The sequence below is a fragment of the Sphingobium cupriresistens LL01 genome (genome assembly GCF_001046645.1).
In the GTDB taxonomy this organism is placed as follows: domain Bacteria; phylum Pseudomonadota; class Alphaproteobacteria; order Sphingomonadales; family Sphingomonadaceae; genus Sphingobium; species Sphingobium cupriresistens.
Window position 1 is genome coordinate 158666 of sequence record NZ_KQ130437.1, and the last position, 16682, is coordinate 175347.

Consider the following 16682-nt stretch of genomic DNA (forward strand, 5'->3'; position numbering starts at 1 on the left):
GATTTTGGCCAAGTCGGAGAACGTTTTGGGAACGTGGCATTCGGTATTGACGATGGAAATCATAGAAGAGGACAGTTCGCTCCATCATAGGGAGTGGGTTGATGGATCGGAGTATTCCGGGCGGGGATTTGATCGGACGATGGAGCCTGAGCTTTGCCGATATTGATTTTGTAAATTCGAAGCCGGCCCTGACGCGCCTTGGCCTCGCCGCGCAGCTGAAATTCTTCGCTTCCCTGGGGTTTTTCGCGATCGATCCCGGCTCAATCCCTACCGATGGCCTCTCGTATCTGGCCGAGCAACTCGGTGTCGAGGCTGGCGAGATAGCCGGTTATGACTTTTCCAGTCGGACAGCACGACGGCATTGTGCGGAGATCCTGATCCATCTTGGATATCACCGCATGAAGCGGGTGGATCGCGCGCAATTGACGGAATGGATTGCTGGCGAGCTGTGCCCGGGCGGCCAGTCGATCAATGCCATGCTTGAGCATGTTTTCCTGTGGTGCCGGGACCGGCGTATTTATGGGCCGTCGCGCAAGGAGCTTGAACGTGTCGTTCGCTCACAACGGCAAGATTATCTGGACACCTGGCTGATCGGAACCAGTGATCGGCTTTCGTCAGATGCGGTGGCGTTATTGGAAGCCTCGCTTGCCGATCCGGACAGCTCGACCGGATTCAACAGGATGAAGGGTGACGCCGGACAGGCAACGCTCGACAACATTCTCGACGTGACCGAGAAACTCGCCTTTATCCAGAGACTTGATCTTCCCCATGATCTCCTGACGGCTACGGGCAAGCCATGGGTCGATCAGATTGTTCGCCGCGTTGCCGGTGAAAAGGCCTCGGAGATGCGCCGGCATGCGCCGGCGCGACAGCTCGGCCTTTATGCGATTTATCTAATGTCGCGGGAGGCGCAACTCACTGACGCGATGATCGACCTGCTGATCGAAACCGTTCACAAGATCGGAACGCGCTCGAAACGCAAGGTGGTGGGCGATATCGCGAAAGACATCGAGCGGGTCTATGGAAAGGAGCGCCTGCTGGTCGAGATCGCCAGCGCCTCGATCAATGAACCATCGGGGCGCATCTGCGATGTCATTTTCCCGATCGCCGGTAAGGCCAAGCTGGCGGCGATCGTCAAGGAGAGCCATGCGAAGGGCGCTCTGGACCGGCGCATCTACAAGGTGATGCGTGGTTCCTGGGCCAATCATTACCGGCGCATGCTGCCAAGCCTGCTTTCCGTACTTGAGTTCCGGTCGAACAACGCGGTGTGGCGGCCGGTCCTGGCGGCCCTCGACTGGATCAGGAGCAAGGTGGATGGCGGATGCCGCTTCGTGCCATTGCAGGATGTTCCGATCGATGAGGTGATTCCAGCGCGATGGCGCAGTTCCGTCATTGATGACGATGGGCGGGTAAACCGGATCAGCTATGAGCTTTGCGTCCTGACGCAACTGCGCGACCGCATCCGCTCCAAAGAAATCTGGGTGGTCGGGGCGGATCGCTATCGCAATCCCGATGACGATCTTCCCAAGGACTTCGAGATCAGGCGAGATGCGTACTATTCCGGCCTCAGCCTGACGCCAGATGCGCAGGCGTTTTGCGCCTCGATCCGGGAGGAGCTTGAACGGGAACTGTTGCTCCTCAATGCCAATATTCCACAAAACGACAAGGTCCGGCTCCTGTGGCGCGGCGACAACCGGATATCGATTACACCGTTCAAGCCCTTGCCCGAACCGAAGGGTCTCGCTTCGATCAAAAGCGAGATCGGTCAGCGCTGGCCGATGACCGGACTGCTGGACGTGTTGAAAGAGGCTGCTCTGGACACGGGATTGATGGATGCTTTCGAAACGTCGGCCTCGCGGGTTACCCTGTCGAAAGCAGCCTTGGCTCAGCGTCTTTTGCTGTGTCTCTATGGCTTGGGCACGAACGCCGGGCTCAAGCGGGTCGCTGGCGCAACACCCGATGTCAGTTACGAGGAATTGCTGCATGTCCATCGCCGTTTCATCCACGCGCCAGCGCTGAGGGAGGCGTGCGCGCGGGTAGCAAACGCGACACTGGCAATCCGCAATGCCGCAGTATGGGGAGATGCGGGCACGGCATGCGCGTCCGATTCAACGAAGTTCGGCGCGTGGGACCGCAACCTGATGACGGAATGGCACGCCCGCTATGGCGGCCGTGGCGTCATGATCTACTGGCATGTGGAGAAGCGCGCGACCTGCGTTTATTCCCAGCTCAAGCGGTGCTCTTCCTCGGAGGTCGCCTCCATGATCGAAGGCGTGCTACGCCATTGCACCGACATGGAAATCCAGCGCCAGTACGTCGATAGCCACGGCCAGAGCGCAGTCGGCTTTGCGTTCTGCCGACTCCTTGGATTTGAGCTTGCCCCGCGGCTGAAAGCAGTGGCACGCCAGAAACTGGCCCTTCCCCAAGCCGGCATGCGCACGCGGCTTTCCAATTTACTGCCGATCCTCTCCAGCCCGATCGACTGGGACGAGATCGAGCAACAATATGACGAAATGGTCAAATATGCCGCTGCCATGCAATCGCGCACCGCCGATCCGGAAGCGATCCTGCTCCGGTTTGCCAGAGCCGAAGTGATGCACCCGACCTACAAGGCGCTGAGTGAACTCGGCCGCGCGGTCAAAACAATCTTCCTATGCCGGTATTTGCGTCAGGAGGCATTCCGCCGCGAGATCCACGAAGGGCTGAATGTGGTTGAGAACTGGAACGGCGCTAATGGTTTCGTGTTCTTCGGCAAGGGCGGCGAGATCGCCACCAACCGCATCCATGAGCAGGAAATCTCCGTTCTGGCGCTACACCTCCTGCAAGCGTCGCTGGTGTATGTGAACACCCGCATGCTTCAGACCGTACTGGTTGAGCCGAAGTGGGCGGGGCGGATGACGCCGGAAGATTATCGTGGTCTCACGCCGTTGATCTACAGTCATGTGAACCCTTATGGCCGCTTCGACCTCGACCTGAACGACCGGATTGATTTTGGACGGCTTGCAGCGTGAGGCGGCTGATCGGCCTATAACATTTGGGTACACCCCAGAGTGATAGGGCCGAGTGACACCATTCGTCTGTCACAAAAGGGTGGGTTTGCGCTCAATGTGACGATACACTGCAAGAGCCACCCTAATGTGACGGATTTTGCACTTGGCTCGTATCGGATATGCCCGCGTCAGCACCACGGACCAGGATCTGGATATCCAGATTGGCCGCCTCAAGAATGCAGGTTGCGAAATTATCCGTTCCGAGACCGGATCGGGGGCCTCGCGGAGCGGGCGCACGGAACTGGAAACGATCATGCAGTTTATGCACACCGGCGACGAGCTGGTCGTGCTGCGGCTCGACCGGCTCGGCCGCTCCACGCGCGATGTCCTGAACCTGGTGCATGAGCTTGATGAAAAGGGAGCTTCGCTGCGCATCCTTGAGCCAGAGGTGACGACGGCGGGCGACATGGGGCGAATGGTCATCACCATACTCGGCATGGTCGCCGATATGGAGCTGAAGTTCATCAAGGATCGTCAGCGCGCCGGGATCGAAGCGGCGCGCGCCGAAGGCGTTTACAAAGGCCGGAAGAAGAACGTCGATGACGATGAAATCCGCCGTCGCCTTGCCGCCGGCGCCAGCAAGGCCCGCGTTGCCCGCGACCTGAAGGTCTCACGAATGACCGTCTATCGGGCGCTCGACATTATTCCGTCACAGACCAAACTGCCGGAAAAGCCGCCCACTGCCAGCATCGCCCTGCATCTGATTATCGAGAACTTCAACAAGCGTGGAAGAGGTAGAAAACCCGCTCGGGAGCGGATTGAGGCGATGCTGGAACGCGACTACGCCATGGTAAAAAACGGCAATTGTGATTACAAACTGACCGTCGCCTATGACCCCGATCCGGATGGCATTTCCCTTGATGAGGAAATCCAAAGCCTCCTCTCCGAGATGTTCAACATCGCAGAGAGCTACAATTGCTCCATGGAAGCCGATATCTACGAGGTCGGTGGTCAGCAACGGTCCTGGTAGAATCAATCAAGCGTTCAGTGTTCGTTCTTCAACCTGGCCAAAATCGCAGCTTCGGGCCGACTGGGCCTATAAGGTCCGCTATCGGGGAGGCGAGGCGGCGAGGGCGAGCACGGGTGGAAAAGACGGTCTTTTGGTCATGGCAGAGCGATCTCGACAGCCGCGTCACCCGCGAGGTGATCCGCTTCGCGCTCGATGCGGCGATCACAATGCTGTCGGCCGACGTCGAGGAGGCCGATCGGCCAAGCCTGACATCGGACACCCAGGGCGTCGCCGGCACACCCGACATCGTAGCCACCATCTATCGCAAGATCGACGAGGCGGCGGTGTTCGTCGGCGACGTGACGCCGATCGCCCTGTCGGCGGACCGCAAGGCTTGTGCGAACCCGAACGTGCTGCTCGAGATGGGGTACGCCAATCGGGCACTCACCGAGCACCGAGTGATCCAGGTCTGGAATACGGCGTTTGAAGGCGCGAGGCTCGAGAAGCTGCCGTTCGATTTGCGCGGACGGCGAGGCCCGATCAGCTTCCACCTGCCCGTCGACGCCGATACGGCCGAGTTGCGGCGCGTGCGCGGCGATCTTGCCAAACAGCTGGCGGCAGCGCTGAAGCTGTCGCTCGACCAGCTGCCGTCTCCGTCGCCCGAGGCGGTGCACTGGCAACCCCATTTTGCCGGCGACGCAGATCTCTGGTTTGATCGCGCCGAGCCGCAGATCGTCACCCATCCCAGTCATGGATCGAGCAAATATCGCTGGAAAGATCATTTTCCAGGCTATGCGCGTCTGATCCCGTCGAAATGGAGCGCCAACGCTGACGCGAAGCGCCTGCTCGCCAGCGGGGAGGGGCATCCCGACCTGATGGCGGACGCCAGCTCGCTCGGCTTCGGTACGAGCCGGGGCGGCACGGCGATCTACTGGCCGGGAACGGAGGAGGCGGGCGTCGCGCCGACCGTTGCCATCACCCAATGGTTCGAGAAGACCGGCGAATTCTGGGGCGTTGCAGGCGGATTCCTGTTCGATCGGGATGGTCGGATCACGCTCGCGACCGGCTATTTCTTCCGGCACTGGCTGGATTTTCTCAAGCGCAACGCCAAGCTGGCGCTCGATCATGGCGGATCGCTACCGATCCATGTCCGCTTGGGGGTCAATGGTCTGGCCGGCTCTTGGTGGCCGCGTGGGTCGTTCGACTTCGGCGAGGACGGTTTCGGCGCGGTCGAGCCGTCCTACCAATATGATGCGACGTTGACGTCGGTCGAGACCGAGGCGCTCCAGCAGGTCGTTGTCGACGCGTTCAACGGGCTGGCGGCGGTGTATGGCCTCGAACCGTTCACGCTGGCCGAGATCGTCGAGATGGCAAAGCGCTAGCGATGGAGCAAGCGCTGCCAGGCGACCATCTAGGGCCGTACCCTCCTGGGGAAACGACGGTTCTGGTCGCTTCCCCGGAGGATCTTGCCTGGACGCTTGTCCAGATGCGCGCCGGCGAGCGGATCATCATCGACCAAGCGCTGGTCGCGGCTTATCAGGCTGCGTCGTCTCCGCACAGCATCCGCGCGCTCAAATCCGATATCGAGGCGTTCGAGGCCTGGTGCCGGCGCACCCAGCGGATCGCGCTGCCGGCGACGCCTGAGGTGGTGGCTGATTATCTCGATGCCCGGGCGGGCAAGGGAAGCAAGCCAGCCTCGCTCGCCCGCTACAAGGCCTCGATCGCGAAGATCCACCAACTGCTCGATCTGAAGGACCCGACGGTGGCGCCGCTGGTGAAGCTGCGGTTGGCAGCCGTGCGGCGCGAAAAAGGGACGGCGCAAAAGCAAGCGCGGCCACTGCGCTTCAAAGGACCGGTCCGCGATGTCGAGCGCGACTTGGCCCGCGGACTGAACATCCGCGCGCTGCTGGACGCTTGTCCGGACGATCTGCCGGGCCTGCGCGACCGGGCGTTGCTGTCGACCGCTTACGACACCGGGTTGCGCGCGTCCGAGCTAGTGGCGGTCGCGATCGAGCAGATCGAGGAAGCGATCGATCCCGAAGCCCGGCTTCTACAGATCCTGCGCAGCAAGGGCGACCAGGACGGGCAGGGGGCGACTGCCTTCCTGAGCCCGCGCACCGTCTCGGCAATTGTGGCGTGGACGCGGGCGGCGGACATTTCAGCGGGTCCGCTGTTCAGGCGGGTGCAGGTCCGGCGCTACAAAGCACGTGCGGCGGTGAAGGGCCGGCGGATCGACAGCATTTCCAGCCGCGAAGCGTGGGACCTGCGCAAGACATTGTCCAAACCCGCGGTGCCGGCTCGCGTCGAGTATGACGTTGGTTCGGCGCCCTTGCATGCTGGGTCGATCGGACCGATCTTTCGGACGATCATTCAGCGCGCGTTTGATCATGGATCGCTCCCCGATCTCACCGCCGAGGATCTAGCGCGACTGCTTAAGGGGATCAGCGCTCACTCGACGCGGATAGGTCTCAATCAGGACCTCTTCGCAGCGGGGGAGGATCTTGCTGGCATCATGGACGCGTTGCGCTGGAAAAGCCCTCGTATGCCGTTGGCCTATAATCGAAACCTGGCCGCCGAGGCCGGCGCTGTTGGCCGCTTGATGAGGAGGCTTGGATGACAGCCCCAGGTATTGATGCCTGCTCCTCGGTGCCCCTGTTCGTAGAGGCCTATTTCGGAGACCAGCTTCTGGGTGGCGCAACCGCTTTTCTCTGGTTCCGCACCGACCTGAAACTGTCGCTGCTGACCAACTGGCACGTGGCATCCGGGCGCAACAATGAGACCGGGCAACCCACCCATAGGCTCGGCGGGATCCCGGACCATCTGCGGGTCCATGTTCCTCTGCCGGACCGAGCAAAGCCGCCGCTCGTGGTGCGCGTGCCGACCGTCGACGTGGATGGAGAACCGCTATGGGTCGAGCATCCGATTCACCGTTCTAAGGTCGACGTCGTATCGTTTGAGGTCGATCTACCGCCGCCTCGCGAGGCGGACATTATGCCGATGAATGCGATCAAGACCCTGCCGATCAAACAGAGGATCGGCATGCCGGTTTTCATTCTCGGGTATCCGTTCGGAAGGCTGGGCATCGGCATGCCCGTGTGGAAGCAGGGATCGTTTGCCAGCGAGCCGTTCCTGAGCAACGGAATGGATCACCTTTTCATGATCGTGGACACAGCCTCTCGGCCTGGCATGTCGGGCTCCCCGGTCATTCAACGCGTTCATGGCCAGGTCGAGCTGGAAGATGGCCACGGACGGATCAGCAGCGGTGATGGGGCATGCAATTTTATCGGGATTTACTCCGGGCGTTTTCACACCAACGATGCGACGGACGCGCAGCTCGGGCGCGTGTGGCCGGCGGTCCTCGTGGAAGAGGTCGTCGCCGCCGCGATGAAGGCTCGGGTCGAGCGCCGCCAATGACCCACTATCTCTTCTATCGCGCTGTGAAGGGGAGTCGGCCAATTGCCCGGGTCAGTTAGCCCCGAAGATCTGAGGTCGCTCGACGCATTCTCGTGATTTGCCGATGCGTCCGCGCCGCAACCGACATGTAAGAAGGTTATATGGTTCTATGCGAATGGGATAGAACTGTATAAACAACCTAGAATGGATCCACGCCGTAACCCCTTCGCGCCTGGTGCAGGCAGCCGACCGCCCGAGCTTGCCGGCCGGGAAGACGTCCTCGAGACGGTCGCCGTCGCGCTCGATCGCATTCGAAACGGCCGTCATGCGCAAAGTATGATCCTGCTTGGTCTGCGGGGGGTAGGCAAAACCGTTCTGCTCAATGCGATGCGCAGGGCAGCAGAAGGCGAGGGCATCTTGAGTGTGCCGATCGAGGCGCCCGAGGGCCAGTCATTGCCTGCCATGTTGGTCCCGGCGCTTCGCACTGCCATGCTGAAGCTCGATCGCGGCCAGGCGGCGATGACGCTGGCGAAGCGGGGCCTGGGAGCGCTTGCGCGGTTCGTGAAAGCGTTCAAGTTGAGCTATGGCGAGCTTGAGGCTTCGCTCGATCTTGGAGAAATAGGGGTGGCCGATAATGGCGACCTCGAAGCCGACCTGATCGATCTCATTGACTTGGCTGGAGCTGCAGCGGCCGAGCGTGGGACAGCGCTGGTGCTGTTCATCGACGAGTTGCAATATGTGCCAGAACGCGAGCTGGCGGCCCTGATCACGGCGCTCCACCGCGCGCGCCAGAATGACCGCCCGATCACGCTTGTGGCGGCCGGCCTGCCACAGCTTGCCGGGCAAATGGGCAAGGCCAAATCTTATGCCGAGCGATTGTTTCTCTTCACCAGCGTCGGCCCGCTAGCCGCCGATGCGGCGACCTCTGCAATCGTTCACCCGATCGAGGCAGAGGAATGTGCGATCGAGAAGGACGCTGTCGCGAAGATCATCGAGGTAACCGAAGGCTATCCCTACTTTCTTCAGGAATGGGGGAAGCAGTGCTGGGATGCTGCAGGCGCATCTCCCATTACCGCAGCTGATGTCGACCTTGCGCACCCGACGGCGATCGCTGCCCTAGATGACAGTTTTTTCCGCGTGCGATTTGACAGGCTGACGCCGTCAGAGAAGCGCTACCTGCGCGGAATGGCTGATCTGGGAGAGGGGCCTTTCGCCTCGACCGCCATCGCCGATCATATAGGCCGCAAGCCTTCCAGCTTTGGGCCGGTCCGTGCATCGCTGATCGCAAAGGGCATGATCTTCACGCCGGGCTATGGTGAAACGGCATTCACCGTTCCGATGTTCGGCGCATTCATGCGCCGGGCTATGCCCGTCGGCGAAATCGCTGCGGGGCAGGATCCGTCATGAAGCTCATTCACACCGCTGATTGGCAGCTCGGCAAGCCCTATGGGCGTTTCGAGCCTGATGTGCGCGCCGCACTTTCCGAGGCGCGCTTCGACGCGATCGACGCCATCGGCACGACCGCGACGCTTCACGGCGCCGACCATGTGCTGGTCGCGGGAGATGTCTTCGATACCGAAGGACCCGAGGACCGTACGATCGTGCAGGCGATCTCTCGGATGGAGCGGCATCCGTGCCGCTGGTGGCTCCTTCCCGGCAATCATGATTTCGCTCGGAATGGCGGACTTTGGGATCGGGTGCGTCAGCGCGCGGGCGACAGGATCACGATGCTCTCGGAGCCGCTGCCGCACGAGATTGAGCAAGGTGTCTGGCTGTTGCCGGCACCGCTGACGCATAGGCACAATCTCGAGGACCCGACCGAGCTGTTCGACGGCATGGAGACGCCGGGCGGGCGGCTGCGCATCGGCGTCGCGCATGGCTCGATCCGCGATTTCGGCAACCAGGGCGAAACCAAGAACCAGATCGCGCCTGACCGCGCGCGGCGATCGTCGCTCGACTATCTGGCGCTCGGAGACTGGCATGGCGCCCTGAAGGTCGATGCGCGGACCTGGTACTCCGGCACGCCGGAAACCGATCGCTTCCAACGCGACGATCCCGGGCACATCCTGCTGGTCGATGTGGATGCAGGGCGTGAGCCGATCGTCACGCCGATCCGTACCGGCCGGTTCCAATGGATCAAACGCACCTGGACGGTGAATGATCAGGCTAGCTTCGACGCGGAATGTGGTCAGCTGCTTGGGGCAACCGACCCGCCGGCAACGCTCCTTGATCTAACCCTTGCCGGCATCACCAGCCTCACTGATCGGATAGCCATGCTCGGCCGGCTTGAGAACGACGTCAGCCACCGGGTGCGCTATCTCGGCGTTCGTGCCGCGGACCTGGTCGGGCGACCCAGCGACGACGATCTTTCGCAGCTCGCTGTGGAGGGCATGCTCGGGCTTGCCGCTGCAAAACTTTCCGCGCGGATCGAAACCGGTGCCGCCGACGCTGCCGTCGCGAAACGCGCGCTGGAGCGTCTGTTCGTCGAATATAGCCGGGAGGAGAAGGCATGAGCCTGCGCCTCAGACGGATCGCGGTCGACGGGTTCCGCAAGTTTCGCGAGCCGATGGCGATCGATGGCCTGACCGACGGCCTGAATATCGTGATCGAGCCGAACGAGACCGGCAAATCAACCTTGCTCGAAGCGCTGCGGGCTGCATTCTTCGTCCGCCATGGCACCAAGAATCAGCTCGCCCAATCCTTCGCACCCTACGGCGAAGCTGTTGGCCCGGAGATCCAGGTGTCATTCGAAGCCAACGGGGCGCCTTGGACCATCACCAAGCGGTTCCTGAGAGGCGCCGCGATCGAGATCACAGGGCCACAGGGGAAAGCACAGGGCGAAGATGCCGAAGCCCAGCTTCACGCGCTCCTCGGGTCCGTGCGCGACACCAGCCAGAAGGGCGATGCCGCGACCTATGGCGCGTTGGGTCTGCTGTGGGTGGCGCAAACGGACGCGCTCGCGGTCACCGGGCCTGGGCAGATTGTCCGCGATACGGTGAGATCGACGCTCGAAGCCGAGGTCGGCTCTATCATGGGAGGCCCCGCATACAAGCGTGTCCGAACCAGGATCGACGAGCAGTTCGGCCGATACTGGTCACCGACCGGTCAGAAGCGCGGTCGCCAGAATGAAGCAATGGAGCGGGTCGAGATTGCGGAGACCGCAGCCCGCGAAGCTGCTGAGAGGGCAGCGGGATTGGAGAAGACATTCTCCGAGCTGGAGACGGCGCGAGCCAGGCTGAAAGTCGTCCAGCGTGAAATCGCAGACGATACCGATGTACAGGCGCGGAAGGAGTTTGTTGCCTCGCTCGAGATTGCGCGGGCGGCAGCGCAGATTCTCGCCACTCGCCGCGCGGAACATGAGGCCCTCAGCGCCAAGGCGCGGGAACTGGAAGATCTCGCCGAGCGGCACCACATCGCGACGGAAGCGCGAGACAACGCCGGTCATGCTCTGGAACAGGCGCAGATGCGGAGGGCTGGCCACAGTGAGGGATTGGCCGGTGCCAAGTTGCGGCTTGTCGACGCGCGCGGTGCGCTCGATAGCGCGCGAACCGCGCGTCTGGACGCGCGGTCAGCGCTCAGCGCCGGAGAGGATCGCGCGCGGGCCATGCGACGCAAGACCGGCATCGCGGCCGCGCGCAAACGGCATGCAGAGCTGATCGAGCTTGAACGGCTTCAGGTTGAGGCCAAAGCCCTCGTAGCAACCTTGATTTCAACGAAGGCGATCGCGCTGCTCGAGGCGAACGAGCGAGCGGTTGCCGAGGCTCGTGCGTTGCGGCGCGCCGGCGCGACGCGCATTGCGCTGTCGGGCGTAAGCGACGGCATCTTGATCAACGGCGAGCCGGTGAGCGTTGGTGAGCGGACCCTGACGGGCGAGACGCATATCCGTATGGGTAATGCCGAGCTGGTCGTCTTCCCGCCGGCCGGGGCGGCGAGTGCCGAGGAAGCATTGTCGTCGGCATTGAAGCGGCAGCAATCGGCACTCGATGATCTCGCACTTACAGATCTTGCGGAAGCGCGGGCGCGTAATGACACCGCCCGCGATGCGGCAAGTGAACTTCGGACGATCGCCGCGCGGATCGAGGCATCAACCCCGGCCGACGAACATGTGGGCCTCGCGGCCGGTGCCGCAGCGCTCAAGCTCTTCATCGTCGAGCTCGGGCACGATTCCGTAGCACCCGAAGGCGACGCTCCGAACATTGCAGCCCTTAGCAAAGCGATGGAGTCGGCCGACTCTGCGCTGGCGCGGGCCGAAGGCGCGCATGACAGCGCGGTTGATGCGCTGAGGCGCGCCGAGGACGAGGATGCTCCGCTTGCCACCGCTGAGGCGCGAGCTGGAAGCGATCTCGCAAATGCCAAAGCCCAGATCGATACGATGGAGAGTCGCCCGGACTTTACGAGCCTAGCGGCAGATCTGCTGCGTGCGCGAGAGCAGTCGGCCGCGGCCGCCGTCAAATTGGAGGCAGCGACTCGGGACGCGGCGGCGCACGACACTGCAGTCATCACGCGAAAAATTGAGACGATCGATGCGCGGAGTCGAGCAGCGGGGGACACGCGGACGAAACTCGAGATGGAAATTGCCCGACTGGAAGGCACGGCGGAAAGCGAAGGCGGTAAGGGCTGGGCCGATCGGGAAGCGGCCGCTCGCGAGGAGGCGGAGGCGGCCCGAGCTGCCTTGCAACGGATCGTCGACGAGGCCACCAGCCTGAAGCTGCTGCGCGAAATTCTCGACGAGGCGCGGGACGAAACATCCGCCAAGTTTGTCGGTCCCGTAGCGAAGCGGGCCAAACGGCATATCGAGCGGCTGCTACCAGGCTGCGATCTGTCTTTTTCGGAAGATCTGACGCTGGAAGCCGTCGTCCGAGGCGGGATCAGCGAGGGCTGCGGAGATCTCTCGCGTGGCACGCAGGAGCAACTGTCAGTCCTGACGCGGATCGCATTCGCGGACATGCTTCTTGAGCAGGGGCAGCCGGTTTCGTTGATCCTTGATGATCCGCTCGTCTACGCCGACGATGCGCGGCTCGACGTGATGGTTGAGATACTGAGCGAGGCTGCCGAGCGGATGCAGGTCATTCTGCTGACCTGTCGCGATCGGACATTTCGACATGTGCCGGCCACACGCCTCTCGCTGACCGGCGTCGTCAGATGACGGAAAACGACGCTCTCGAAGCTCTGCGCGAAGCAACGGCCACGATCCGTGGCTACATCTACCAGTTCGACGCAAGCATCCTGGCGGTGCTGGCCGCGACCAGTGGGCAGGAAGTGACCGTAGAGGGTGTAGAAGATTTTGATGTTCTCTCGGACGAAGCGGACACATACGGCCAGGTCAAATATTACGAGGCGCAGAAGCTCACGGACTCCACGCTGCGTGACGCGATAGTGCCGATGATCGAAGGTTTTCTGCGATATCGGGTCGTGCGGCTGAGCGGAACAGGAAAGTGTCGTAAGGGGCATTATTTCCTTTCAAAAGTCCCATTCGGAATTAGGTTGGCGTAGCGGTCTGAGGCCGCCGTTTGCGACGGCGTCAGGCACGGAGAAGTCGTAGCGGCCGAGGAAATTGATGTGACGCCAAGATATCGGCGAGAGCCGAGCGATATCGGCGGGCAGCGGCGGCGTCCCGGCCTCGCTGAGTTGGCGCACGGTTTCCTGCATGTAGACAGCGTTCCAGTGGACGATGGAGTTGAGGGCCAGACCGAGGACCCCAAGCTGCTCCTCTTGGCCCTGACGCAGAGGGCTTCTGATTTCGCCCCGATCGCCGTGATGGACGCGCCGACCGAGCTTGTGGCGCAATTCCTGCCGGTTGAGCTGAAACAATATTCGTCGCCGGAACGGCCGGTCATCGATGTATCGCAGGATATGCAGCGTCTTGATGATGCGGCCGAGTTCAGACAGGGCCTTGGCCAGCGTTGTTGGGCGGTCTTTGACCTGCAGCATTCGCATGACGCCTGCGGCCTTGAGGTGGCCGAGCTTGAGCGATCCGGCCAAGCGGATAAGGTCGGACCAGTTTTCCCGGATCAGATTGATTTTAACCCTGCCCCAGGCGGTCTGATCGAACGGCCCATAGCTCGCCTGGCGGTCGATACGCCAGAGTTTGGCGTCGCCGATGTCCGCCAGACGGGGGCTGAACCGGTAGCCCAAGAGCCAGAACAGACCGAAAATGGCGTCGGAATAGGCGGCGGTGTCGGTCATGATCTCCAGAGGATCGAGCTCGGTTTCCTGCTCCAGCAGGAGAGCCAGGACGACCAGGCTGTCGCGCAACGTGCCGGGGATGACCGCTCCGGTCAGACCGCTGAACTGATTGGAAATCATGTTGTACCAAGTGACGCCGCGCTCCTGGCCGTAATATTTGGGGTTGGGCCCGGCGTGTATGGCGCTCGACGGAGCGACAAAACGCATGCCGTCGGCGCTGGCCACCTCGCCTGCGCCCCAATGTTGGACGATATCCAGACGACTGTGAGCGGAAACGATCGCGGCGTTGGCCGCGGCGATGGTCTCGGGCCGAATGAAATTCTGACCGACCCAAGAAAGACGGTCGCGACGCAGAGCCGCAAATTCCGGGCGCACGATCGGCTCAAGACCGATGTTGCAGGCGCCGCCGACCAGGGTCGCGCACAGGCTTATCTCGAAGTGCTCGACGGTGGCCTGACGCTCGCTCAGATGCGTAAAGGACTTGGCAAATCCGGTTCGCGCCATGACTTCAAGAAAGATGTCGGGCATTCCGGCCTTCGGCATGCGCGTTTGGACGGCGGCGCGAAGTGCTCGAAGGCTCTCGGGTTCATCAAGCTTGTCGAGGGGCGTGACCACAATCCCCATCTTGTCGGCGACCGTCTCAAAACGCAGGTCCGGATTGTCGCCGGCGCGCGCAACGACATGTCGATATGCCTCGTCGAGAAGGCGGGAGAGACCGTCAATCTCAATGTCGGCTTCCAGAGATCGGCCCAGGGCGCGTGCTACCATCAACCTGGAATTGTGCCAGGACTCGCCCTCGAGCATCCCGCGCCGGGGATCCCCGTATCGGATGCCGGGCTTGGCGAACACATCGCGACGCTTGATCGCCAGACGCCACGCATCGATGATCGCGAAGACATAGGCCTTCGGGTCGCGCATCCTGCCATCGTCATCCAGGACATGTTGCCTCCACGCCTTCGAGACCGCAGCGATCGGTGCGCCGCGCATCTTGACGAGAGAGGACCAGTCGTCCACGCCCTTGAGGTAGCTGATCGCGGCCTTGACGTTTTTGCCACCTGGGGCAGCGTCGGTCTCGATGCGGGTAGCGATTTCAAAGAACAATCGCCGGGCGCTCCGCCATTTTGTTCGCAGTTGATCATAGGGCTTGGTCTCCGCGGGCTTGGCGATCGCCTCCACCTTGGACATGGCGGCCTCGATGTCGGGACGGGGCAACCGCTCGAAGAGCACATCTCGCCATTCATTGAGGGGCAGGGCGTCGTCGGTCAAAACCAACAGACCCATTGCGTGGAGCAGCATCGCGGCGCCATCGAGATCGCGCAGACTGCGCAGGCGGGCCTGTTTGTCGGCGGCTTCAGCCCCTTTCACCAAGTCGGCGAGCAGAGCCTCGGCCAGCTCGGCGGCGTCGTCCTGGGCCGCCGCTTCGAGCGTATGGAAGAGCGCGGCTACGGTCGCGGTTCGACGAGGCTCCTGAAGGGCGGCGATGGCCGAGGGCTTGCCGACGCGCGCTACCCGCGCGAGCCGCTCAAGGGTTGTGGCGGGAACGCCCCGCGGTGGCGCCGGCCGCAGATTGAACGCCCGGACCGCATCGAGCCGATCAAGGTGTCGGAAGAGTTCGGTCGGCATGCGCTTGGAGGGAACGGTCCGGAGCGCGTCCAGGGCGGCGAACGTGGATGTGTCGCCATCGTCAAACAGCGCGGCGATGCGCACGCGCTGGTCATCGCTCAAGCTGGCGACCAGATGGCGCCAAAGCCTGGTCCGCGCACGATCGCGGATCCTGCCAACCAGGCGCTCGACGACCGTGACGCCCGGCAGCAGCACCTTGTTGGCGATCAGCCAGGCCGCAGCTCGATCAATCAGGGGGCCGGGCCGATCGTCGCCGCTCCAGCAAAGGGCGTAGAGCCATCGGGTCAGCCGGAAACGTGCCACCGCGTTGTCGCCAAAGTCCGTGAAGCCGCAGTGCGTCCGGATGAGCGCGAGGTGCCGGATGCGTCGGCTTCCCGCAAAATAGGCGTCCACGTCCGTGCCGGGTTCAAGAGCGAGTTGTTCGATCACGGCCGCCAGGACCGACGCTGGGATCTCGGCGGGCGAGACTGGAAATGCGCCCAGAAACCGGGCGCTCGTCAGCATCACGGCAAAGCCGAGCCGATTGTGGTCGCCGCGCAGAGTTCCAATGAGGTCGCGATCAGTTTGGTCCAGATGGAAATATCGCGCGAGTTGATCGGCCGACGGTTCGCCATCAAAGCGGGCAAAGCCCTGACGCTGGGCGTCAGTGAGGTGACGGGTGGGCATACCGTGCGAAACTTTCAACTTTTGCGAAGGGGACGGCCCATGCCGATAAACAAGGCGAATTTCTTCGCAAAACATATGTGCGAAACAAAATTGTTTTGCAGTAACTTTCGCACAATATCTGGAGCAGTCGCATGAAGCTCGGCTACGCGCGCGTTTCCACCGAGGATCAGAACTTGGAAATCCAGCGCGGTCGGCTCTCGGAGGCGGGCTGTGAAATGATGTTCGAAGAGAAAATATCGGGGGCCGCTCGTGGCCGGCCCGAGCTTGAAAAGCTGATGGGTCACCTGCGCAAAGACGATGTTCTCGTCGTCGCCCGCCTCGATCGTTTGGCGCGATCCACCATCGAACTCCTGCACATCGCGGAACGCATCAAGGAAAAGCAGGCAGGATTACAATCGCTTGATGAACCTTGGGCCGATACCACGTCCCCGTCTGGCGTGATGATCATGACCGTATTCGCTGGGATCGCCCAGTTCGAGCGGACTCTCATATTGAGCCGAACCGAGGAGGGGCGAAAGGCGGCGATGGCGCGCGGTGTGAGCTTCGGACGCCCAAAGAAAATGCGCCCAGATCAGGCGGAGCTCGCTCGCCAACTCGTTCTCGAGGGTAAGTCCATTAGCGCCGTCGCAAGGACCTTCAACGTTCACCCGGCCACCATCTATCGCTGTATCGAGCCAAACAGTGCCTTATGACACTTTCCTGTTCCGCTCAGCCGCACGACCCAAATTTCAACCGGCTCGGAAAGACATAATTGAAGAGATGGACCGCGCGCTAGCAGCCGCCGAAAAGAACGCCTGCCGAAGCGGCGCTTCCTG

The 16682-nt window shown here is 62.1% G+C and carries 11 protein-coding genes; 10 read left to right on the forward strand and 1 reads right to left on the reverse strand.

Annotated features, from left to right (window positions below; translation table 11 throughout):
• The first annotated feature begins 101 nt into the window (after window positions 1–101).
• The 9 genes from V473_RS19585 (at window position 102) to V473_RS19625 (ending at window position 12885) form a co-directional block, all read left to right on the forward strand.
• Entirely contained in the window at window positions 102–3011 is a 2910-nt protein-coding gene (locus tag V473_RS19585; RefSeq protein WP_048938210.1) for a Tn3 family transposase, read from the forward strand.
• A 142-nt stretch (window positions 3012–3153) separates the two neighbouring features.
• Entirely contained in the window at window positions 3154–4020 is an 867-nt protein-coding gene (locus V473_RS19590; protein WP_006953933.1) for a recombinase family protein, read from the forward strand.
• 173 nt (window positions 4021–4193) lie between these two features.
• Complete coding sequence (locus V473_RS24200) at window positions 4194–5381, forward strand: hypothetical protein (protein ID WP_169793967.1); 1188 nt, start codon at window positions 4194–4196, stop codon at window positions 5379–5381.
• Between the two features lie 2 nt (window positions 5382–5383).
• Window positions 5384–6616: a site-specific integrase gene (locus V473_RS19600; RefSeq protein WP_082679242.1), complete on the forward strand. Its 1233-nt coding sequence runs from the start codon at window positions 5384–5386 to the stop codon at window positions 6614–6616.
• On the forward strand, window positions 6613–7413 hold the full coding sequence (locus V473_RS19605; RefSeq protein ID WP_082679243.1) for a trypsin-like peptidase domain-containing protein: 801 nt from the start codon (window positions 6613–6615) through the stop codon (window positions 7411–7413). Before V473_RS19600 ends, V473_RS19605 begins: the two co-directional genes overlap by 4 nt.
• A 183-nt stretch (window positions 7414–7596) precedes the next feature.
• On the forward strand, window positions 7597–8799 hold the full coding sequence (locus tag V473_RS19610) for an ATP-binding protein (protein ID WP_066609023.1): 1203 nt from the start codon (window positions 7597–7599) through the stop codon (window positions 8797–8799).
• On the forward strand, window positions 8796–9905 hold the full coding sequence (locus tag V473_RS19615) for a metallophosphoesterase family protein (protein WP_066609024.1): 1110 nt from the start codon (window positions 8796–8798) through the stop codon (window positions 9903–9905). The genes V473_RS19610 and V473_RS19615 overlap by 4 nt, the downstream gene beginning before the upstream one ends.
• A complete protein-coding gene (locus V473_RS19620) occupies window positions 9902–12538 on the forward strand; it encodes an AAA family ATPase (RefSeq protein ID WP_066609025.1) in 2637 nt (878 codons plus the stop codon). Before V473_RS19615 ends, V473_RS19620 begins: the two co-directional genes overlap by 4 nt.
• Window positions 12535–12885 carry a hypothetical protein gene (locus tag V473_RS19625; RefSeq protein ID WP_066609026.1) on the forward strand — a complete coding sequence of 117 codons (351 nt, stop codon included), beginning with the start codon at window positions 12535–12537 and terminating at the stop codon, window positions 12883–12885. Before V473_RS19620 ends, V473_RS19625 begins: the two co-directional genes overlap by 4 nt.
• Here the strand turns inward: V473_RS19625 and V473_RS19630 are convergent.
• Window positions 12853–15867: a Tn3 family transposase gene (locus tag V473_RS19630; RefSeq protein WP_037555775.1), complete on the reverse strand. Its 3015-nt coding sequence runs from the start codon at window positions 15865–15867 to the stop codon at window positions 12853–12855. The two genes, V473_RS19625 and V473_RS19630, sit on opposite strands and share 33 nt — an antisense overlap.
• A gap of 131 nt (window positions 15868–15998) precedes the next feature.
• On the opposite strand from V473_RS19630, the gene V473_RS19635 reads away from it, so the two are divergent.
• Window positions 15999–16559 (forward strand): recombinase family protein, encoded by a 561-nt coding sequence (locus tag V473_RS19635; RefSeq protein WP_011950653.1) that lies wholly within the window; start codon window positions 15999–16001, stop codon window positions 16557–16559.
• Window positions 16560–16682: the final 123 nt, after the last annotated feature.